This window comes from Mobilicoccus massiliensis (genome assembly GCF_000826525.2).
Lineage (GTDB): Bacteria > Actinomycetota > Actinomycetes > Actinomycetales > Dermatophilaceae > Mobilicoccus > Mobilicoccus massiliensis.
The window spans coordinates 37873-56787 of the sequence record NZ_LN651328.1; the positions used below are offsets into that span (position 1 = coordinate 37873).

Sequence of the window (18915 nt, forward strand, 5' to 3'; positions counted from 1 at the left end):
CCGCTCGTAACTAAACGGGGTGTCAGCGAAGAGCGTCGACGATGGCGTTAAGCGTGGGGCTCGGGCGCATCGCCGCGCTCACCTTCTCGGGGTCGGGGCGGTAGTAGCCACCGAGGTCGACCGGCTTGCCCTGGGCACCGATGAGCTCCTCACCGATCTTGGTCTCGTTCTCGGCGAGCGCTGCGGCGACCGGCTCGAACCGTGCCTTGAGGTCGGCGTCGTCGTCCTGCGCGGCGAGCGCCTGCGCCCAGTAGAGCGCGAGGTAGTAGTGGCTGCCGCGGTTGTCGATCTGGCCGAGTTTGCGGGCCGGCGACTTGTTCTCGTCGAGGAACCGGCCGATGGCCGAGTCGAGCGTCTCGCCGAGGACCTTGGCCTTCGCGTTGTCCGTGGTCTGGGCGATGTGCTCGAAGCACGCACCGAGGGCGGAGAACTCACCGAGGGAGTCCCAGCGCAAGTAGTTCTCCTTGAGGAACTGCTGCACGTGCTTGGGGGCCGAGCCGCCCGCACCCGTCTCGAAGAGGCCACCACCGTTGAGCAGCGGGACGACCGAGAGCATCTTGGCGCTCGTGCCCAGCTCGAGGATGGGGAACAGGTCGGTGAGGTAGTCGCGGAGCACGTTGCCCGTGACGGAGATCGAGTCCTCGCCGCGGCGGATGCGCTGGAGGCAGTAGGTGATCGCGTCGACCGGGGACTTGACGACCCACTCGATCTCGTCGCCACCCGCCTCGGAGATGTACCTCTTGACCTTGTCGATGACGTGGGAGTCGTGCGCACGGTTCTCGTCGAGGAAGAACACCGCCGGAGCACCCGTGGCCTTGGCGCGGGTGACGGCCAGCTCGACCCAGTTGCGCACCGGCACGTCGCGCACCCGGCTCATGCGCCAGATGTCGCCCTCGTGAACCTCGTGGTCGAAGAGCTTGGCGCCGTGCTGGTCGGTCACCGTGACCGTGCCGTCGGCGGGGATGACGAACGTCGTCGGGTGGCTGCCGTACTCCTCGGCCTTCTGCGCCATGAGCCCGACGTTGGGCACCGAGCCCATCGTCGCCGGGTCGAGCGCGCCGTGCTTCTTGCAGTCCTCGAAGACGGCCTCGTACATCGGCCCGTAGGAGCGGTCGGGCACCATCGCGAGGGTCTGCTGGAGGTTGCCGTCGGCGTTCCACATCTGGCCGGAGTCACGCACGACGACCGGGAGCGAGGCGTCGATGATGATGTCGTTCGGCGCGTGCAGGTTGGTGATGCCGCGGTCGGAGTCGACCATCGCCAGCCGCGGGCGCGACTCGTACTGCTTGGTGATCGCGTCCTCGATCTGCTTGCGCTTCTCCTCGGGCAGGCCGCCGATCTTGCTGTACAGGTCGCCCAGACCGAGGTTGGGGTTGACGCCGACCGAGTCGAGGTCGTCACCGAACTCGTCGAAGACGTCGGCGAAGAAGACCTTGACGCCGTGGCCGAAGAGCACCGGGTCGGAGACCTTCATCATCGTGGCCTTGAGGTGCAGCGAGAGCAGCAGGTCCTCGTTCTTCGCGGCCTCGATCTGGTCGCGGTAGAAGCTCTCGAGGGCCGCGACGTTCATCACCGTGCCGTCGACGATCTCGCCCTCGAGCACGCCGATCCCGCTCTTGAGCACGGTCTCCTGCCCGTCACGACGACGGAACGTGATCGTGAGCTCGGAGTCCTCGCGTGCGACGACGGACTTCTCGTTGCCGTAGAAGTCGCCGCCCTCCATGCTCGCGACGCGCGCCTTGTTGTCGGCGGTCCACTCACCGAGGCGGTGCGGGTTCTTGCGGGCGAACGCCTTGACCGACTGCGGCGCACGACGGTCGGAGTTGCCCTCACGCAGCACCGGGTTGACCGCCGAGCCGAGCACCTTGGCGTACTTGGCCTGGATCTCCTCCTGCTCCGGATTCGCCGGCTTCTCGGGGTAGTCGGGGATGTCGTACCCCTTCTCCTGCAGCTCCTTGATCGCCGCCTTGAGCTGCGGCACCGAGGCGCTGATGTTCGGGAGCTTGATGATGTTCGCATCGGGGCTCTGCGTGAGCTCGCCGAGCCGCGTGAGGTTGTCGTCGATGCGCTGGTCGGCGGTGAGCCGCTCGGGGAACTGCGCGAGAATGCGGCCCGACAGAGAGATGTCGCTGGTCTCGATGTCGATCCCCGTGCCGTTGGTGAAGGCCTCGACGATCGGCAGGAACGAGTACGACGCGAGCGCCGGCGCCTCGTCGATCTGGGTCCAGATGATCTTCTGTGTCGCCACGGGACAAGCTCCTTCGAACGAGTGCGAGGTCGGGGATGACGCGCGGACGGCCCGCTGCGTTCGAACAGGGGCCGTGATCTCGCGAGATCCGGCAGGATCGACCCTACCCGGCGGGCCACCGCGCACGCGGGCGGACGGTAGGGAAGGATGACCCCATGGCCGGCAACTCGTATCCGTACATCATCTTCGCGAAGGACGCCGAGGTCCTGCCCCAGCAGGTGCTCGCCGACCTCCTCACCGGGATGTTCCCGGGCGTCGAGGTCGAACGCGGCGAGATCAAGGCCGTCCTGCGCCTGCCCGACTACGCCTACACCTTCTGGTACGACGACGACGCCGAGGGCCTCGGCGACCGTTACGCCGACTTCGCCGCCCCGTTGCGGCGCAAGCGGGTCACGCGGTGCACGACGATGATCGACGCCTCCGGCGAGGCCGACACCGACGGCCGGCACGCCGAGGACGTCGCCCGCGTCATGGCCGCGCTCGCCGAGCGCGAGGGGGTCTACGTGTTCTCCGAGGAGACCAAGCGGTTCCTCGCGATGGACTACGGCGACGAGGCCGCCGCGAGCACGGCCGGCGTGAGTGCCGGGGCCACGGCAGCCACGGGAGCCACGGCCTACGCCGACGACGACCAGGTGGGCACGGCGGCGCGGCACGGCGATCCGGCCGAGGCCGGCGTGGGTGGTGGAGCCGGTGCCGAGGACACGATGATCGCCGAGATCTCGGCGACCACCGACACGGCCGAGCAGGAGTTCGTCTCTCCGCTGGAGGGCAACCGCGAGCCCGAGGCCGACCTGCAGTCCACCGCCTCCTACGCCCCGCACGCCGACCCCGCCCACAGCGAGGTCGTGCTCGAGGACGACGAGCAGTCCGGCGACTTCCCGCACACCGAGGAGCACCCCGTCGACCGCCCGACGGCCGAGCACGCCCCCGACGAGGACCGCGCGGTGCGGGCCCCCGAGGCCGCGACGCAGGCCACCTCGGCCGACCGGCCCGCCGAGCCGTCGGAGCAGCCCGCCCCGGCGACGCCCACGGCACCCGCCGCTGCCGGAGCACCCGTCGAGCCGAGCCGCGGCGACGCCGAGAAGCACGAAGAGAAGCCGGGACTGCTCAAGCGGCTGTTCGGCCGCAAGCGCTGATCGCAGCCGCCGGCGCGGCCACCTTCGGCCACGCCGGCGTGGGCCTCCGATCGGCTTCGAATCGGCCGCGAGTCGGCCTGGGATCGGCGTCGTAGGGGCGTCGAACGGGCGTCGCTGGAGCGTCCAACGGGCATCGGCCGTGTGGTGATCGTCAACACCACTCCCCAGGATCGAAACACGCGCATTCTGTGGCGGTTTCGGCGTGCCCGCCGGTCGCGCACCGTCGGGGCGGGGTTGCCACTCCGGCGCCTCCGCCTGTCCTCCTACGGCAGTGGGCGCGCCATCACCCCGTACGGAATCAGGAGTTCTCGTGCCCACTCCCCCTCTCGTCCACCGTCTGAGCGCCGAGGCGCTCGGTACCTTCTGGCTCGTCTTCGGCGGCTGCGGCAGCGCGATCTTCGCGGCGCACTTCATGCACAAGACCGACCCCGTGAACATGGGCATCGGGTTTCTGGGGGTCGCCCTCGCCTTCGGCCTCACCGTGCTCACCATGGCCTACGCGGTCGGACACGTCTCCGGCGGTCACTTCAACCCGGCCGTGACGATCGGCGTCGCGATGGCCCGCCGGTTCGAGTGGAAGGACGTGCCGGCCTACGTCGTCACCCAGGTCGTCGCCGGCCTTGTGGCCGGTGCCGCGCTGTTCGCCATCGCGTCGGGCAAGCCGGGCTTCACCGCCGCCGGCAACATGGCCGCGAACGGTTACGGCGCGGGCTCCCCCGGTGGTTACGGTCTCGTCGCCGCCCTGCTCGCCGAGGTCATCCTCACCGCGTTCTTCCTCTACGTCATCCTCGGGATCACCGACGGCCGCGCCCCGGTCGGCTTCGCCCCGCTCGCCATCGGGCTGGCGCTCACGCTCATCCACCTCATCTCCATCCCGATCACCAACACCTCGGTCAACCCCGCTCGCTCCACCGCGGTCGCGTTCTTCAACGGCGGCGACGCCCCGGCCCAGCTCTGGCTGTTCTGGGTGGCGCCCATCGTCGGCGCGCTCATCGCGGGTGCCACGTACGCGATGCTCACCGGCGAACACCGCGAGGGCGTCGACATCGAGGGTGAGGCCGACGCGGCCACCCGCTGACCGCCAGCACCTCGACACCTCCGTCCCGGCGCTCGGCGTGGCCGGGATCGCGTTCGGCGTTCCGGTATCAGGTCGAAGGCCCGGTGATAGCGTCGAACACGACATCTGTTCCCTCGTCGGAAGGGCATCCCGTGAGCAACTCCCCCGTCAAGGTCGCCGTCACCGGCGCCGCCGGTCAGATCGGTTACAGCCTGCTGTTCCGCATCGCCAGCGGTGCGCTGCTGGGCCCCGACACCCCGATCCAGCTGCAGCTCCTCGAGATCGAGCCGGCCCTCAAGGCGCTCGAAGGTGTCGTCATGGAGCTCGACGACTGCGCCTTCCCCACGCTCGCCGGCGTCGAGATCGGTGCGGACCCGAACGTCATCTTCGACGGCGCCAATCTCGCGCTGCTCGTCGGTGCGCGCCCCCGCACGAAGGGCATGGAGCGCGGTGACCTGCTCTCGGCCAACGGCGCGATCTTCACCGGCCAGGGCAAGGCCCTCAACGACCACGCGGCCGACGACATCCGTATCGGGGTCACGGGCAACCCGGCGAACACCAACGCGCTCATCGCCATGAGCAACGCTCCCGACATTCCTCAGGAGCGGTTCTCGGCCCTCACGCGCCTCGACCACAACCGGGCCATCTCCCAGCTCTCGGCCAAGCTCGGCGTGCCGGTCACCGAGATCACCAAGATGACGATCTGGGGCAACCACTCGGCCACCCAGTACCCCGACCTCTTCCACGCCGAGGTCGGCGGCAAGAACGCGGCCGAGGCCGTGGGCGACCAGGCCTGGATCGAGAACGACTTCATCCCCACCGTCGCCAAGCGCGGCGCGGCCATCATCGAGGCCCGCGGTGCCTCTTCGGCGGCCTCCGCGGCGAGCGCCACCATCGACGCCGCCCGCGACTGGCTCACCGGCTCGGCCGCGAACGACTGGGTGTCGATGGCCGTCGCCTCCGACGGGTCCTACGGAGTGCCCGAGGGCATCATCAGCTCCTTCCCCGTCACCACGAGCAACGGTGACTGGAAGATCGTCCAGGGCCTCGAGATCGACGACTTCTCGCGCGGCAAGATCGACGCCTCGGTCAAGGAGCTGCAGGAGGAGCGCAGCGCCGTGCAGGAGCTCGGCCTCATCTGAGTCCCACTCATGCGCGCGACGGCGCCCGCCCGGATCGAATCCGGGCGGGCGCCGTCGTTCGTGAGGCCGAGGTCAGAACCGCAGCGAGCCGGTGCCGTCGCCCGATCGGCCCGGGCCGCCGGAGGTCGCGGGCTTCGTCGGGCAGGTCGTGCGGAACGCGGTGACGATGAAGTCGTCGATCGGCAACGGCGGGGCATCCTGCCGGTAGCTGCGCCCGGTCCACGCCATCGCGACCTTGCGGGTGCCGTCGGGCGAGGCGAACGCGACGGCCTGCGAGCCGAACCCGGCGCCGTCGTGACCGACGAGCCGGGCCGTCGAGCCGTCGGCGGCCGGGCAGGGGTCGGGGATCGTGTACAGGCCGTAGCCGTAGCCGTACCGCGCCGCGGCGCCGGTGGGCGTCGACATGAGGTCGACGTACTTCTTGCCCACGAGCCGGCCACCGAGCAACGCGTCGTAGAACTTCGTCACGTCGTCGGCCTGCGCGTACACCGCCGCCGCGCCGGAGAAGATCGACTCGTCGACGGTGATGCGCACCGGCGCGCCATCCCAACGGCCGTAGTCGACGAGGGTGCGGCCACGGGTGAGAGCGGAGTCCCCGAGCCACGACTGGTTCATCTTGGCCGGGGTGAAGATCCGCTGCTTCATGAGTTTCTCGATGGGCTGCCCGGTCTGCTTCTCGAGCATGAGCGACAACACGACGTAGCCGGTGTTGCTGTACGCCATGTCGGCGCCCGGTGCGAACAGCCAGTCGAGGGTGCGGGCGACGTCGACGATCTCGCGCTCGGTGTACGTGCGACCGACCACACGTCGGAGCAGGTCGGGAGTGATGTCCCAGAAGTCGCGGCCCTCCATGAGGGCCCAGATGGCGTCGGGCATGCCCGAGGTGTGGTTGAGCAACTGGCCGACCGTCACGTCGCCGTGACCCGGGTACAGCCCGGGGAGGATGTCGTCGATCGTCGTGTCGATGGTCCAGTGCCCGGCCTCGATCTCCTGCATGGCGAGCGTCGCGGTCATCGCCTTGGTCACCGAGGAGAACCGGGCGCGATCCTGCGGCCCCGCGCGCAGCCCCTTCTCGAGATCGCGATAGCCCGCCGCCCCGACGCAGGAGGCTCCCGGCATCTCGACCGCGGCGACGACGCCCACGGCGCCGGCCGCGTGCACGGCGTCGACGGTCGGCTGCATCGCGGCTGCGAGCGGCCGGTCCTTCTTGGGCGCGGCGTCGGCGGGCGCGACCCCGGCCCCGGCGACGAGGGCCATCGCGGCGGCGGCCGTGAGCACCGTGGCCAGACTTCGGCGGCTGACGGGACGAGTGGTGGTCATGGCCGTTCTCACTTTCGACGCATCGGCGCGTCACCGGGGACCCAGTGAGGATTGGATATCACCGCGTCGTCCGCCCCGGAAGGGTCATCTCAGAAACCGCCGCATCCCGGACATACCGGCGCGCTTCGCGTGCGTGCGTTCGCTCGAACAGGCGGTTTCGCCCGGGCTCCCGAGCCCTGCGCTCGGACAGGCCTTTCCACCGCGCGCCGGCTCGCGCCCGCGGCGGAGGGTCGGCGATCAGGTGCCCTCGCGCAGGTGCACGAGAACGACCGCGAGCGCGACGGCAGCGGCGAGACCGGCGTGCATGATGACGTCCCGCCGGCGGCCCCGCACGTGCAGGCCGCCCACCTGGTCGTCGGGCAGCACGGCGCGCAGCACGGCGGCGAGCGCGAAACTCGCGGCCACGAGCAGCCCCCCGTCGAGCACTCGATCGCCGACGACGAGCCACGCCAGGCCCGCGCCCATGACGACGGCCCACGCCCACCACCCCGCGCCCAGTCGGATCAGGGGGCGAGGTGGCGGCGCGGTCGAGCTGCTCACGGGCCGATCATCGCAGGCGGGACCGGTGCTCGCGGGGAGGCCGCGCTCAGACCCGCTCGCCGGCCTGACGTTCGGCGACCTCGACGACGTTGGAGAGCAGCATCGCGCGCGTCATCGGCCCGACGCCCCCGGGGTTGGGCGTGAGCCAACCCGCGACCTCGGCCACGTCCTTGGCCACGTCGCCCGCGACCTTGCCCTCGCGACGTGAGACGCCCACGTCGAGCACCGCGGCGCCGGGCTTGACCATGTCCTTGGTGATGATGTCGGGCACTCCCGCCGCCGCGACGACGATGTCGGCCTCGCGCACGTGCTTGGCGAGGTCCCTCGTACCGGTGTGGCACAGGGTCACGGTGGCGTTCTCGGACTTGCGGGTGAGCAGCAGGCCGAGCGGGCGACCCACGGTGAGCCCACGACCGACGACGACGACCTCGGCTCCGGCGATCGGCACCTCGAACCGGCGGAGCAGCTCGACGATGCCCACCGGGGTGCACGGCAGCGGCGCCGGGCGGTTCATCACGAGGCAGCCGAGGTTGAAGGGGTGCAGGCCGTCGACGTCCTTCGCAGGGTCGATGCGTGAGAGCAGCGCGAACTCGTCCAGTCCCGTGGGCTGCTGCACGATGTAACCGGTGCATGCCGGGTCGGCGTTGAGCTCGTCGATGACCGCCTCGGCCTCGGCCTGGGTGGCGGTCGCAGGCAGATCCTTGCGGATGCTGTGGATGCCGATCTCGGCGCAGTCCTTGTGCTTGGCGCCGACGTACCAACTGGAGGCGGGGTCGTCGCCGACCAGCACGGTCGCGAGTCCGGGCGTGATCCCCTTCTCCGCGAGCGATGCCACTCGGGCCTTCAACTCGGTCTTGATCTGCGCGAGTGTCGCCTTGCCGTCGAGAAGTTTCGCAGTCACCCCTTCATCCTGTCACTCGCCTCCGACCCGGGTCAGGCACATCGAGGAAAGGAAGGACGCCGCCACCGCTGGAGGCACGATGGGTGTGCGCAAGTGTGCCGCGCCTCCGGAGGCGCCCGGTCGCTCACCACCGCCGACGCGGACGCGAGCGCCTGCGCGAGCCAGAGACCGGCTGGAAGCGCCTGTTCGAGCGAGGGACGTATTCTTCGGGCCTGGCCGGGGGCCGGGCGGGCTTTCTATCCTGGCGCTATGAGCCGCCGACGTGGATCCGCCCTGTTCGCAGGCCTGTTCGGCGTCACCGTGCTCTCCGGCTGCGCGGGGCTGGGAGTCCCGGCGCCCGCCACGACCTCGGCCGGATCCGCGGCGCCGACGGCGGAGTCACCCGTAACGCAGTCCTCGTCGCCGGCCACCCCCGGCTCCGAATCATCCCCCACCGACGCAGCGCCTCCGACCCCCTCGTCCTCCGGCGCGACGGGCTCCGAGGTCCCCGACACCGTCGCGAGGATGACCGGCGGCAACGGCAGCGCGTTGCCTCTGCTCGTGCCGACCTCCGCGCTGCCGAGCGGATGGACCGCGACGCAGGCCCGCGACACCCGCGGCTACCGGATGACGGTGTGCGGGGTCGATCTCGAGCCCCACGAACCGGTCGACGGCGCCCAGCAGAACTGGCAGAAGGGCGCCGCCGGCCCCTACCTGCAGCAGAACGTGCGCGTGTACCCCGACGCGACCGCCACCACCGTCGTCGCAGACCTCGCCGAGAAGGTCCCCGGGTGCAGGACCTACACGGCCAAGGACACCAAGGGCCAGAGCACCTTCACGGTCGAGAAGCTCACGCTGAAGGGGGCGCCCGCGGGCACGGTCGCGTGGCGGCAGCGGGTCGACGTCGTCGTTCCCGGCGCGGCGACCGCGGCTCCCTCCGGTACGGGCACCGGCACGAGCACGGGCGCACCCGCGACTCCGCCACCTGCGCAGACGGTCGAGGTGGTGCAGGACATCGCCGTGCGCCGGGTGGGCGCGGCCGTCGTCCTCATGAACGCCTACGCGGTCGACGGGCCCCCCGACGACGGCGTGCTCGTCACGGCGCTGACGAAGGCGGGCTGACCACCCGCCCCGGCGAACTCGCCGACTCGGCGTGTTCACGCCGCCGGGCACGTCGGGCCGCCGCTGCCGCGAAGACCGCCGAGAGCAGCGTCACCGCGACCCCGACGAGGACGAGCGTCGGCACCTGCCCCTGCCCCGACGAGACGAGGTCGATGACGACTGCACCGATGAGCTGCCCGGCGAGGGTGAACAGGACGGCGAGCAGCACACCGAGGTGGTGCACGACGGTCGCGCCGATGGCGATGTAGACGATGCCGACGACGCCGCCCATCCACGCCCACGCGGGCGCGTCCAGCGTCATCGGTGCGCGCCACGTGCCCTGCGCGAGTTGTGCGAGCGCGATGCCGAGCAGCAACGGCAACCCCCACGAGAAGTTGACCCACGTCGTCGCGAGCACCTGATCGGTGTGGCGGTTGACCCGGCCGTTGATCGCCTGCTGCACCGCCATGCCGGCGCCGGCGGCGACGGCGAACAGCACAGGGACGAGGATGACCCCGGAGCCGTCCGCCCCACGCCCGACCATCGCGATCGCGACGCCGACGAACGTGCCCAGTGCGCCGAGCACGCGGGCGAGTGTGACCGGCGCCTTGCCTGCCGGGCCGAGCCCCAGACCGTCGACGAGCATGGCGTTGAGAGTCTGGCCGCCGACGATGGCGATCGTGAACATCGCCACCCCGATCTGTGGGACCGACCACGTCTGGGCCGCGACGAAGAACCCGCCGAACATGCCCCCGAGGAACTGCCACCACGTGAGGTGCTGCGCCCGATAGGCGCGGTAGGCGCTGCGCAGGCCCGCCCGGGCCGAGGGCAGCAGCAGACCGAGGGTCAGCAGCACCCAGCCGCTGCCGAACGACCACAGCGCGGCGTCGATCGGGGCGTGGAACACCTCGGCGAGCGTGCCGTTCACCCGTGACTGCATGGCGCTGAGCGTGCCGGCGAGGAACGCGGCCACCGACGCGAGCAGGGCGGCCCGCCCGGTGGAGCGTGCGAGAGGAGTCTGGGCGTCTGCGGTGGGCTCCGACGATTCGCCGCCCGCCGCGCCCTGGGACACGTCACGGGGCTCAGTGCGCAAAATGACGGGCTCCGGTGAAGTACAGCGTCACACCGTGGGCACGACAGAGCTCGATGGTCTCGTCGTCACGGATCGAACCGCCCGGGGCGACGATCGCACGCACCCCCGCGTCGACGAGGATCTGCGGGCCGTCGGAGAACGGGAAGAACGCATCGGAACTCGCGACCGCGCCCCGCGCCCGCGGCGCCCCGGCACGCTCGACGGCGAGCCGGCAGGAGTCGACCCGGTTGACCTGTCCCATGCCGATGCCGACCGAGGCGCCGTCGTTCGCGAGCAGGATCGCGTTGGACTTCGTGGCCCGCACCGCGCGCCAGGCGAACTCGAGATCGCGGATGGTCGCGGCGTCGGCCGGTTCTCCGGCGACGAGGGTCCACCGTTCGAACGCGTCGCCGTGACCCGCGGTGGGCTTGTCCTCGCTCGATTCCGCGATCTCGGCGTCGATGCGGTCGACGGTCTGCACGAGCATCCCGCCACTGATCGGGCGGTACTCCAGCGCGTCGTCGTCGGCCGCCATCGCCGAGGCGTCGATCTCGAGCAGGCGGATGTTCTTCTTGGCCGTGAGGATCTCGAGCGCCTCGGGCTCGAAACCGGGCGCGACGACGACCTCGGTGAAGATGTCCTTGACCGTCTCGGCCATCGCCGCCGTGACGCGGCGGTTGGTCGCGATGACCCCGCCGAACGCCGAGAGCGGGTCACACTCGTGCGCCCGCCGGTGCGCGACCGCGATGTCGTCGCCGGCGTTGGCGACCGCGATGCCACACGGGTTGTTGTGCTTGACGACGGCGCAGGTCGGAACGTCGCCGTGGTCGTACGCGGCGCGCAGGGCGGCGTCGGCGTCGACGTAATTGTTGTAGCTCATCGCCTTGCCGTGCAGCAGCGTCGCGTTCGCGATGCCCGAGCCCGCGCCGGCGTAGAGCGCCGCCTGCTGGTGGGGGTTCTCGCCGTAGCGCAGCGGCCGGACCCGCTCGTAGGCCAGGCCGAGGAACTGCGGGAATCCCGTGTCGTCGGTCGTGTCGACGTAGCCCGCGGCCATCCAGTCGGCGACCGCGACGTCGTAGGCCGCGGTGTGCGCGAACGCCGCTGCCGCGAGCCGCTTGCGGGCCTCGAGCGTGAACCCGCCGCCGCGTACGGCGTCGAGCGCGTCGGCGTACTGCGCCGGTGAGGTGAGCACCGCGACGCTCGGGTGGTTCTTCGCGGCCGCCCGCACCATCGACGGGCCGCCGATGTCGATCTGCTCGACGCACTCGTCGGGGGTCGCGCCCGAGGCCACGGTCTCGCGGAACGGGTAGAGGTTGACGGCGACGAGCTCGAACGCTTCGACGCCGAGCTCGGCGAGCTGGGCGACGTGGTCGGGTTTGCGGGAGTCGGCGAGGATGCCGGCGTGCACCTTGGGGTGCAGGGTCTTGACGCGGCCTTCGAGGCACTCGGGGAACCCGGTGAGCTCCTCGACGCGGGTGACGGGCAGGCCGAGGTTCTCGATCGCCGCCGCCGATCCGCCGGTGGAGACGAGCGCGACCCCGGCCTCGTGCAGACCCCGGACGAGGTCCTCCAGGCCGGTCTTGTCGTAGACCGAGACGAGCGCGCGGCGCACCGGTCGGCGGCCCTCGTTCGACGTGGTGGCAGGGGTGGGTTCGGACATCCTCGGCTCCTGGTGACGAGTTCGAACGGTTCTGCGGCACCCAGGCGGGCGATGCCGACGTGCTTCACTCCCCGGTGGTGGCCCACCCGCGCCAGTCGTGTGCGGCCAGCCTACCCACGACCGGCGCCGAGCTCCGGGCGGAGCAGACGCGCCCGAAGGTGACCGCGAGCACAGGCGATCCGAGGCGGAGCGACCTCGGGGGCGATCGGGGGCCGCTCGCCCCCTTCGACGGTCACCCGGTCGTGCCGAAACGCACCCGCCGGCCGTCGACGCTCCACCCGTCGCGGGCGAGGCGGGCGACGACGTCGACGAGCATCGCGCGTTCCTCGACCTTGATGCGCTCGTGAAGGCTCTCCTCGGTGTCGTCGTCGAGCACTTCGACGCTGCGCTGGGCGACGATCGGACCGGTGTCGACACCCGCGTCGACGAAGTGCGCCGTGCAGCCGGTGACGCGGACCCCGTAGGCGAGGGCGTCCGGAACCCCGTGCGCGCCGGGAAAACTCGGCAGCAGGGCCGGGTGGGTGTTGAGGACGCGGCCGTCGAAGCGGGTGAGGAACGCCGCGCCGAGGATCTTCATGAACCCGGCTCCGACGACGAGATCGGGCTCGTACGCGGCGACCGCGTCGGCGAGGGCGATGTCCCAGGCGAGGCGGTCGGGGTGGTCGCGGACGCTGAGCGCGAACGTCGGGATCCCGGCGCGCTCGGCGCGGGCGAGCCCCTCGATGCCGGCGCGGTCGGCACCGACGGCGACGATCTCCACGCCGCACGCCGGATCACGCGAGGCGTCGATCAACGCCTGCAGGTTGGTGCCGCTGCCGGAGACGAGGACGACGACGCGCATGAACCCCACCCTACGGGCCGGCGATCAGGCTCGTTCCGCGTCCTCGTCGATGCCCGTGCCGCGTGGTCCATGCACGGGAAGCGCACGGTGGGCAGGCAGCAGACGACGTGCCCGGAGTGCGGAAGACGTGCATCGACGCCCATGCCCGCTTCCCGTCATCCGTGCACGCCTTGAGCCGGCCATGCACGGGAAGGGCCCAGCAGACACGCCACAGACGACGTGCCCGGAGTACCCAAGACGTGCATGGACGCCCATGGCCGTGTCACGTCATCCGTGCACGTCTCGAGCCGGTCGCGCACGGAAACTGCGCAGAGTGCATGCCACAGACGACGCGCCCGGAGTGCGGAAGACGTGCATCGACGCCCATGCCCGCCTCCCGTCATCCGTGCACGCCTTGCGCTGGCCGTGCACGAGAAGCGCCCAGTGAACACGCCGCAGACGACGCACCCGGAGTGCGGAAGACGTGCATCGACGCCCGTGCCCGCTTCCCGTCATCCGTGCACGCCTTGCGCTGGCCGTGCAAGGAAACTGCGCAGAGCGCACGCCATCGACGCCATGCCCGGAGTACCGGAGGCGTGCAGGGACGTCCGTGTGCTGTCGACACGGTCGCGCAACACCTGGGGTGGGGCTCCGGTGCGGGCGCGTGTCAGTCGAACTCGTCCTCCGCGTGGCGGCGCAGACGACGCCGGGGCTTGTTCGCGCCGCCCTTGTCACTGCCGGTGCTCCGGGTACTCGTCGCGCTCGTGCCACTGCGGGAGTCGTTCCGGCGGCGCCCCGGGCGGGCGACGCGCAGCCCGGAGATTCCGGCGACGGCGAGAGCCGTCAGACCCACCTCGCCGGTGAGCGCGAGCGCGGTGACGACGGCGTCGAGACCGACATGCGCGAAGTAACCGGCGCCGACGGAGCCGGAGGCCGCAACCCCGAGGACAAGGATCGCCAGGGCGTACAACACGACCGCGACACCGGTGAGGCGTAGCCGTTCGAGCCAGGTGCCCCCGGCGCGGCGCACGCACCAGATCCCGAGCATCAGCCCGATGAGCAGCGGCACCGTCACCACGGCCGGGCTCCAGGTGGGCAACGGGCCGGGGGTGGGGACGGTCGCGAGCACTGGCACGAGCGGGATGATGCCCGGGTCGGAGACGAACCACGTCACCGAGCTGCCTCCGCCGAGCGTGAAGCCCGGACCGGCGAGCCACGAAGCCGCCCACATGGCGAGGGTCGGCAGGTAGGCGAGCTGGGCCAGGGTCATCAACGTGATGCCGACCGGACCGCCGCCGATGCGGGCGTAGACCTCCGCCATCTCGCCGAAGCGCAGAACGATGCCGACGACGAGCACGACCGCACCGGCGGCGAGGGTCGCGAGCACGGCTGCCGCAGCGGGGCGCACGGCGCGACCGACCCACGACGGCACGTACTCGCGCTGGGCCCACTGGAGCCGGGGCGCGAGGTCGCCCAGGTGATGCAGCGGTCGCAACGCCAGGAGGTACGCGAGCGTGGCGAGCACGATGCCACCGAACGTCGCGAATCCGATCGAAGGACGCGCACCGCCGAAGTGCGCGGCGACCGCGAGCACCAGAGCGGTCGCCGCGTAACCCGTGACGAACGCTCCCCCGGCCACCGCGACGTCCTCGCGGATCGCGCCGAAGCCGCGCAACCGCCGCGACTTGCTCGCCGGATCGGGGACGACGCGCTGCGCCGACCACCACGCGCACACCAACGGCCAGGCGAGCAGCAGCCACGGGATGAGCCCGACCCTGCCCGCGTCGAGGGTGAGTGGGGCGCCGTGGGCGAAGGCCCACCCGGCGAGACCGGCGGCCACGGTGGCTCCGGCAGACTCCGAGCCTCCGGCACCCGTCAGCCACCCGAGCACGCAGAGGACGACGATCATCGTCGCCGAGGCCAACGCGGCTCCGGCACCATGACCGCCGGCGACGAGCCACAGCGGCAGGACATCATCCTCCGAGGACGGCCGGCCGGGGTCTCGAAGCTCTCGCACACGCATCAGGGTGTCACGCATCAGGAGGACATCCTCACCCGACCACGGTCGGAACCCGTGGCCCCACGCCGATGGGGCCGTGCCGACGCGTCCGCCCCACCCCGCAAGATGGAAGATGGGATGGGAGCAGGAGTGGGGTGATCACCCCCGATTCGCTGCCATCCCATCTGCCACCTCGGGTTGAAGAGGCGCCAGGGGCAATGGGTCGGGGGACGGCCCGGACGGGAGAGGGCGTGGTGTCCGGCGGGGATCGGGGCGATGTGCACCCCTGTGGATGGCCGAGTCCGGGTGGGTCCACGGCGGGTGAGCCACATGCCACCCTCCCGAAAGACCGTGCCGCCTCGACCACCCCGGAGCTCCGATGCACCTCGCCGCCGTCGAGCCCTCCACCCTGACGAGTGCGATCGCAGCCGCCATGGCCTGTGTGTCCGGAGCCGGCATCGGCCGGTTGCTCGCAGGTCTCCATCGGCGCGGGTGGTACCGGCGTGCCGGAGACGGGCCCTGCGCACCCGTGCCCGGCACGAGCATCGTCCTCGCCACCGCCGGGATCTGGTCCGTGCTCGCCGCGACCCTCCCGGCCGCCGGTCTCGTCGACGCCGTCGTCCTCTGGCTCGACCTCGTCGTCGTCACCGTGGCCGTACTGCTCTCGGCCGCCGACGTGGCGCAGCGACGACTCCCCGACGTCGGGACGATTCCGCTCGCGGCCCTCGCGGTTGCGGTGATGCTCGCGATCGGCCTGTTCGGTGGGCCCTCCGCCGTGGTGACGAGCCGGCAGGCCCTCGCCGCCGGACTCGCAGTCCCCCTTGTCCTCGCGGCGATCACCCTGACCGCGGGCGGAATCGGGCTCGGCGACGTCAAGCTGTCGTGCTCCCTCGCCGTGCTCCTCGGTCTGCGCGGCCTCGACGCCGTGCTCACCGGTGCGTTCCTCGTCGTCGTCCTCGCCGGCGCGTGGGCGGTGCTCCTGCTCGCGCGCGGTCGCGCCGATCGTCACACTGCCATCGCCCTCGGTCCGTTCCTCACGGCCGGCACCGCGGTCGCCCTCGTCGTCGGCGCCTGACCTGCACCCACCCGTCGCCCCGACTACACATCCTCGGCCGCGACGGCCGTCAGCATGTCGCTGAACACGGCGACGGCCGGACCCCGAAGGGATCCGGCCGTCGACCGTGTGCTCGTTCGGACGCCAGGTGTCAGAGACCCTGGACGATCTCGCGCATGAGCTGAGCCGTCTCCGACGGCGTCTTGCCGACCTTGACGCCGGCGGCCTCGAGGGCCTCCTTCTTGGCCTGCGCGGTGCCCGAGGAGCCGGAGACGATGGCGCCGGCGTGGCCCATCGTCTTGCCCTCGGGAGCCATGAAGCCCGCGACGTAGCCGACGACCGGCTTGGTCATGTTCTCCTTGATCCAGGCGGCCGCGCGCTCCTCGGCGTCGCCGCCGATCTCGCCGATCATCACGACGCCGACGCACTCCGGGTCCTTCTCGAACGCCTCGAGGCAGTCGATGTGCGTGGTGCCCACGATGGGGTCGCCGCCGATGCCGACGCCGGTGGTGAAGCCGATGTCGCGCAGCTCGTACATCATCTGGTAGGTCAGCGTGCCCGACTTGGAGACCAGGCCGAGCTTGCCCTCGCCCGAGACGTCGGCCGGGGTGATGCCCGCGTTCGACTTTCCGGGGCTGATGATGCCGGGGCAGTTGGGGCCGATGATGCGCGTCGTGCCCTTGTTCTTGCAGTAGTTGAAGAACTCCGCGGTGTCCTTGACCGCGATGCCCTCGGTGATGACGACGACGAGCGGCATCTCGGCGTCGACGGCCTCCATGACCGCGGACTTGGCGAAGGCCGGGGGCACGAAGACGACGGAGACGTTCGCGCCCGTCTGCTTCATCGCCTCGGCGACCGTGCCGAACACCGGGATCTCCTGGCCCTCGGGGAACGTGACGGTCTGACCCGCCTTCTTGGGGTTGACGCCGCCGACGATGTCGGTGCCGCTCGCGAGCATGCGGGCCGTGTGCTTCATGCCCTCGGACCCGGTCATGCCCTGCACGATGACCTTCGAGTCGGAGTCGAGGAAGATAGCCATGTCTGTTGTGCCGTCCTTTTCTTCGATCTCGATTACTTGGCGGCCAGTTCGGCGGCCTTGCGGGCGGCGCCGTCCATCGTGGCCTCGACCGTGACGAGCGGGTGGTCGAACTCGGCGAGGATGGCTCGGCCTTCCTCGACGTTGTTGCCGTCGAGGCGCACGACCAGCGGCTTGGTGGCCGCGTCGCCGAGGGTCTTGAGGGCGCCGACGATGCCGTTGGCCACCGCGTCGCACGCGGTGATGCCGCCGAAGACGTTGACGAACACCGACTTGACCTGGTCGTCGCCGAGGATGACGTCGAGGCCGTTGGCCATGACCTCGGCCGACGCGCCACCACCGATGTCGAGGAAGTTCGCGGGCTTGCTGACGCCGCCGGTGTGGTCCTGGCCGGCGTAGGCGACGACATCAAGGGTGCTCATGACGAGACCCGCGCCGTTGCCGATGATGCCGACGTTGCCGTCGAGCTTGACGTAGTTGAGGCCGAGCGCCTTGGCCTTGGCCTCCAGCGGGTCCTCGGCCGCCTCGTCGACCAGAGCCGCGTGCTCGGGCTGGCGGAAGCTCGCGTTGTCGTCGAGCGTGACCTTGCCGTCGAGGGCGATGATCTCGCCGTCCTCGGTCTTGACGAGCGGGTTGACCTCGACGAGCGTGGCGTCCTCACCGCGGTAGACGTCCCAGAGCTTCTGCAGCACCGGCACGATCTTGGCGCCGGTCTCGGTGTCGAAGCCGGCCGCGTCGACGATCTCCTTGGCCTTGGCCTCGTCGATGCCCGTGTTCGGGTCGACGGAGATCTTCGCGAGCGCCTCGGGGCGCTCGACCGCGAGCTGCTCGATCTCCATGCCGCCCTCCTTGCTGCACATCGCGAGGTAGGCGCGGTTGGCGCGGTCGAGCAGCAGGGAGAAGTAGTACTCCTCGGCGATCTTGGCGCCCTGGGCGATCATCACCGTGCGCACGGTGTGGCCCTTGATGTCCATCCCGAGGATGTCGTTCGCGTACTTCTCGGCCTCGTCGGCGCTCTTGGCGACCTTGACTCCACCGGCCTTGCCGCGGCCGCCGGTCTTCACCTGGGCCTTGACGACGGTGACCCCGCCGCTCTTGGCCCCGATCTCCTCGGCCGCCGCCTTGGCCTCCGCGGGCGTGGTGGCGGTCTTGCCTGCGAGCACGGGTACGCCGTGCCTTTCGAACATGTCACGAGCCTGGTACTCGAAAAGATCCACGGCACTTCCTCGTCATCGATGGATAGACGTCCGAGGCGCATTCTAACGACGCGTCGCACCACGATCGGACGAGGGCGTGTGCCACTTCGACGTGGGTGAACACGTCGTGAACAGCGATGACCCCCGCCGCCGGGGCGCGCGAGGGTCATCGGGGTCGTGAAGGGCGCACCGGCCTGACGGAGCGCGCCGGGAACGCCGTACGGCCCGTGGGCCGACGTGGTGAATCTCTCAGCTCTGCGAGACGTTCTGCTCGACCCAGTCGACGATCTCGGTGGTGGTCGCCCCCGGCGTGAACACCTTGGCGACACCGAGCTCGGTGAGCTGCGGGATGTCGTCCTCGGGGATGATGCCGCCGCCGAACACCGTGATGTCGGCCGCGTCGCGCTCCTTGAGGAGCTCGATGGTCTTGGCGAACAACGTCATGTGGGCGCCGGAGAGAACCGAGAGCCCCACCGCGTCGGCGTCCTCCTGGATGGACGCCTCGACGATCTGCTCAGGGGTCTGGTGGAGGCCGGTGTAGATGACCTCCATCCCGGCGTCACGCAGGGCCCTCGCGATGACCTTCGCACCACGGTCGTGCCCGTCGAGTCCGGGCTTGGCCACCACGATGCGCAACGGAGATTCACTCATGCG

16 protein-coding genes and 1 riboswitch are annotated in these 18915 nt (G+C 70.7%); of the genes, 5 read left to right on the top strand and 11 right to left on the bottom strand.

Going from position 1 to position 18915, the window contains the following annotated elements; all coding sequences use genetic code 11:
* Positions 1-22: 22 nt before the first annotated feature.
* Positions 23-2248 carry an NADP-dependent isocitrate dehydrogenase gene (locus BN1197_RS06235; protein ID WP_040157384.1) on the bottom strand — a complete coding sequence of 742 codons (2226 nt, stop codon included), beginning with the start codon at positions 2246-2248 and terminating at the stop codon, positions 23-25.
* A 155-nt stretch (positions 2249-2403) separates the two neighbouring features.
* Between BN1197_RS06235 and BN1197_RS06240 the strand changes: the two genes are divergently transcribed.
* The 3 genes from BN1197_RS06240 (at position 2404) to BN1197_RS06250 (ending at position 5583) form a co-directional block, all read left to right on the top strand.
* Positions 2404-3384, top strand: coding sequence for a hypothetical protein (locus tag BN1197_RS06240; RefSeq protein WP_040157387.1), 981 nt, complete (start codon positions 2404-2406; stop codon positions 3382-3384).
* 310 nt (positions 3385-3694) lie between these two features.
* A complete protein-coding gene (aqpZ, locus tag BN1197_RS06245; RefSeq protein WP_040157389.1) occupies positions 3695-4462 on the top strand; it encodes an aquaporin Z in 768 nt (255 codons plus the stop codon).
* A 131-nt stretch (positions 4463-4593) separates the two neighbouring features.
* Positions 4594-5583: a malate dehydrogenase gene (locus tag BN1197_RS06250; protein WP_040157392.1), complete on the top strand. Its 990-nt coding sequence runs from the start codon at positions 4594-4596 to the stop codon at positions 5581-5583.
* 72 nt (positions 5584-5655) lie between these two features.
* On the opposite strand, the gene BN1197_RS06255 is transcribed toward BN1197_RS06250, so the two are convergent.
* The 3 genes from BN1197_RS06255 to BN1197_RS06265 all read right to left on the bottom strand — a co-directional run bounded on the left by BN1197_RS06255 (position 5656) and on the right by BN1197_RS06265 (position 8344).
* Positions 5656-6903, bottom strand: coding sequence for a serine hydrolase domain-containing protein (locus BN1197_RS06255; protein WP_040157394.1), 1248 nt, complete (start codon positions 6901-6903; stop codon positions 5656-5658).
* A 237-nt stretch (positions 6904-7140) separates the two neighbouring features.
* Positions 7141-7443, bottom strand: a complete 303-nt coding sequence (locus BN1197_RS06260) for a DUF3017 domain-containing protein (protein ID WP_040157396.1) — start codon at positions 7441-7443, stop codon at positions 7141-7143.
* A gap of 46 nt (positions 7444-7489) precedes the next feature.
* Positions 7490-8344 (bottom strand): bifunctional methylenetetrahydrofolate dehydrogenase/methenyltetrahydrofolate cyclohydrolase, encoded by an 855-nt coding sequence (locus BN1197_RS06265; protein WP_040157399.1) that lies wholly within the window; start codon positions 8342-8344, stop codon positions 7490-7492.
* Positions 8345-8593: 249 nt separating this feature from the next.
* Here BN1197_RS06265 and BN1197_RS06275 point away from each other — a divergent pair, with 249 nt between their 5' ends.
* The gene (locus BN1197_RS06275) at positions 8594-9445 is read left to right on the top strand and encodes a hypothetical protein (RefSeq protein ID WP_040157403.1); all 852 of its coding nucleotides are present in this window, start codon (positions 8594-8596) and stop codon (positions 9443-9445) included.
* Here BN1197_RS06275 and BN1197_RS06280 read toward each other — a convergent pair.
* The 4 genes from BN1197_RS06280 to BN1197_RS06295 all read right to left on the bottom strand — a co-directional run bounded on the left by BN1197_RS06280 (position 9420) and on the right by BN1197_RS06295 (position 15014).
* Positions 9420-10496: a DMT family transporter gene (locus BN1197_RS06280; RefSeq protein ID WP_052466114.1), complete on the bottom strand. Its 1077-nt coding sequence runs from the start codon at positions 10494-10496 to the stop codon at positions 9420-9422. The two genes, BN1197_RS06275 and BN1197_RS06280, sit on opposite strands and share 26 nt — an antisense overlap.
* 10 nt (positions 10497-10506) lie before the next feature.
* A complete protein-coding gene (purH, locus tag BN1197_RS06285) occupies positions 10507-12156 on the bottom strand; it encodes a bifunctional phosphoribosylaminoimidazolecarboxamide formyltransferase/IMP cyclohydrolase (RefSeq protein WP_040157406.1) in 1650 nt (549 codons plus the stop codon).
* A gap of 31 nt (positions 12157-12187) precedes the next feature.
* A riboswitch (ZMP/ZTP riboswitch) is annotated at positions 12188-12265 on the bottom strand.
* Between the two features lie 123 nt (positions 12266-12388).
* Entirely contained in the window at positions 12389-12997 is a 609-nt protein-coding gene (gene purN, locus BN1197_RS06290; RefSeq protein WP_040157940.1) for a phosphoribosylglycinamide formyltransferase, read from the bottom strand.
* Positions 12998-13643: 646 nt separating this feature from the next.
* Positions 13644-15014 carry a cell division protein PerM gene (locus tag BN1197_RS06295; RefSeq protein WP_040157408.1) on the bottom strand — a complete coding sequence of 457 codons (1371 nt, stop codon included), beginning with the start codon at positions 15012-15014 and terminating at the stop codon, positions 13644-13646.
* A gap of 340 nt (positions 15015-15354) precedes the next feature.
* On the opposite strand from BN1197_RS06295, the gene BN1197_RS06300 reads away from it, so the two are divergent.
* The gene (locus BN1197_RS06300) at positions 15355-16050 is read left to right on the top strand and encodes a prepilin peptidase (RefSeq protein WP_052466115.1); all 696 of its coding nucleotides are present in this window, start codon (positions 15355-15357) and stop codon (positions 16048-16050) included.
* 130 nt (positions 16051-16180) lie between these two features.
* On the opposite strand, the gene sucD is transcribed toward BN1197_RS06300, so the two are convergent.
* The 3 genes from sucD to icmB form a co-directional block, all read right to left on the bottom strand.
* Positions 16181-17068, bottom strand: coding sequence for a succinate--CoA ligase subunit alpha (gene sucD / locus BN1197_RS06305; protein ID WP_040157411.1), 888 nt, complete (start codon positions 17066-17068; stop codon positions 16181-16183).
* 32 nt (positions 17069-17100) lie between these two features.
* Positions 17101-18282, bottom strand: coding sequence for an ADP-forming succinate--CoA ligase subunit beta (gene sucC / locus BN1197_RS06310; protein ID WP_040157415.1), 1182 nt, complete (start codon positions 18280-18282; stop codon positions 17101-17103).
* A gap of 228 nt (positions 18283-18510) precedes the next feature.
* The gene (icmB, locus tag BN1197_RS06315) at positions 18511-18912 is read right to left on the bottom strand and encodes a coenzyme B12-dependent isobutyryl CoA mutase small subunit (protein ID WP_040157418.1); all 402 of its coding nucleotides are present in this window, start codon (positions 18910-18912) and stop codon (positions 18511-18513) included.
* Positions 18913-18915: the final 3 nt, after the last annotated feature.

Bases quoted from the DNA above. Each gene is read 5' to 3' on its own strand.
- BN1197_RS06275 (WP_040157403.1), top strand. From the start codon at position 8,594: ATGAGCCGCCGACGTGGATCCGCCCTGTTCGCAGGCCTGTTCGGCGTC.
- BN1197_RS06240 (WP_040157387.1), top strand. From the start codon at position 2,404: ATGGCCGGCAACTCGTATCCGTACATCATCTTCGCGAAGGACGCCGAG.
- icmB (WP_040157418.1), bottom strand. From the start codon at position 18,912: ATGAGTGAATCTCCGTTGCGCATCGTGGTGGCCAAGCCCGGACTCGAC.
- sucD (WP_040157411.1), bottom strand. From the start codon at position 17,068: ATGGCTATCTTCCTCGACTCCGACTCGAAGGTCATCGTGCAGGGCATG.
- purH (WP_040157406.1), bottom strand. From the start codon at position 12,156: ATGTCCGAACCCACCCCTGCCACCACGTCGAACGAGGGCCGCCGACCG.
- purN (WP_040157940.1), bottom strand. From the start codon at position 12,997: ATGCGCGTCGTCGTCCTCGTCTCCGGCAGCGGCACCAACCTGCAGGCG.
- BN1197_RS06255 (WP_040157394.1), bottom strand. From the start codon at position 6,903: ATGACCACCACTCGTCCCGTCAGCCGCCGAAGTCTGGCCACGGTGCTC.
- BN1197_RS06295 (WP_040157408.1), bottom strand. From the start codon at position 15,014: ATGCGTGACACCCTGATGCGTGTGCGAGAGCTTCGAGACCCCGGCCGG.
- BN1197_RS06300 (WP_052466115.1), top strand. From the start codon at position 15,355: ATGCACCTCGCCGCCGTCGAGCCCTCCACCCTGACGAGTGCGATCGCA.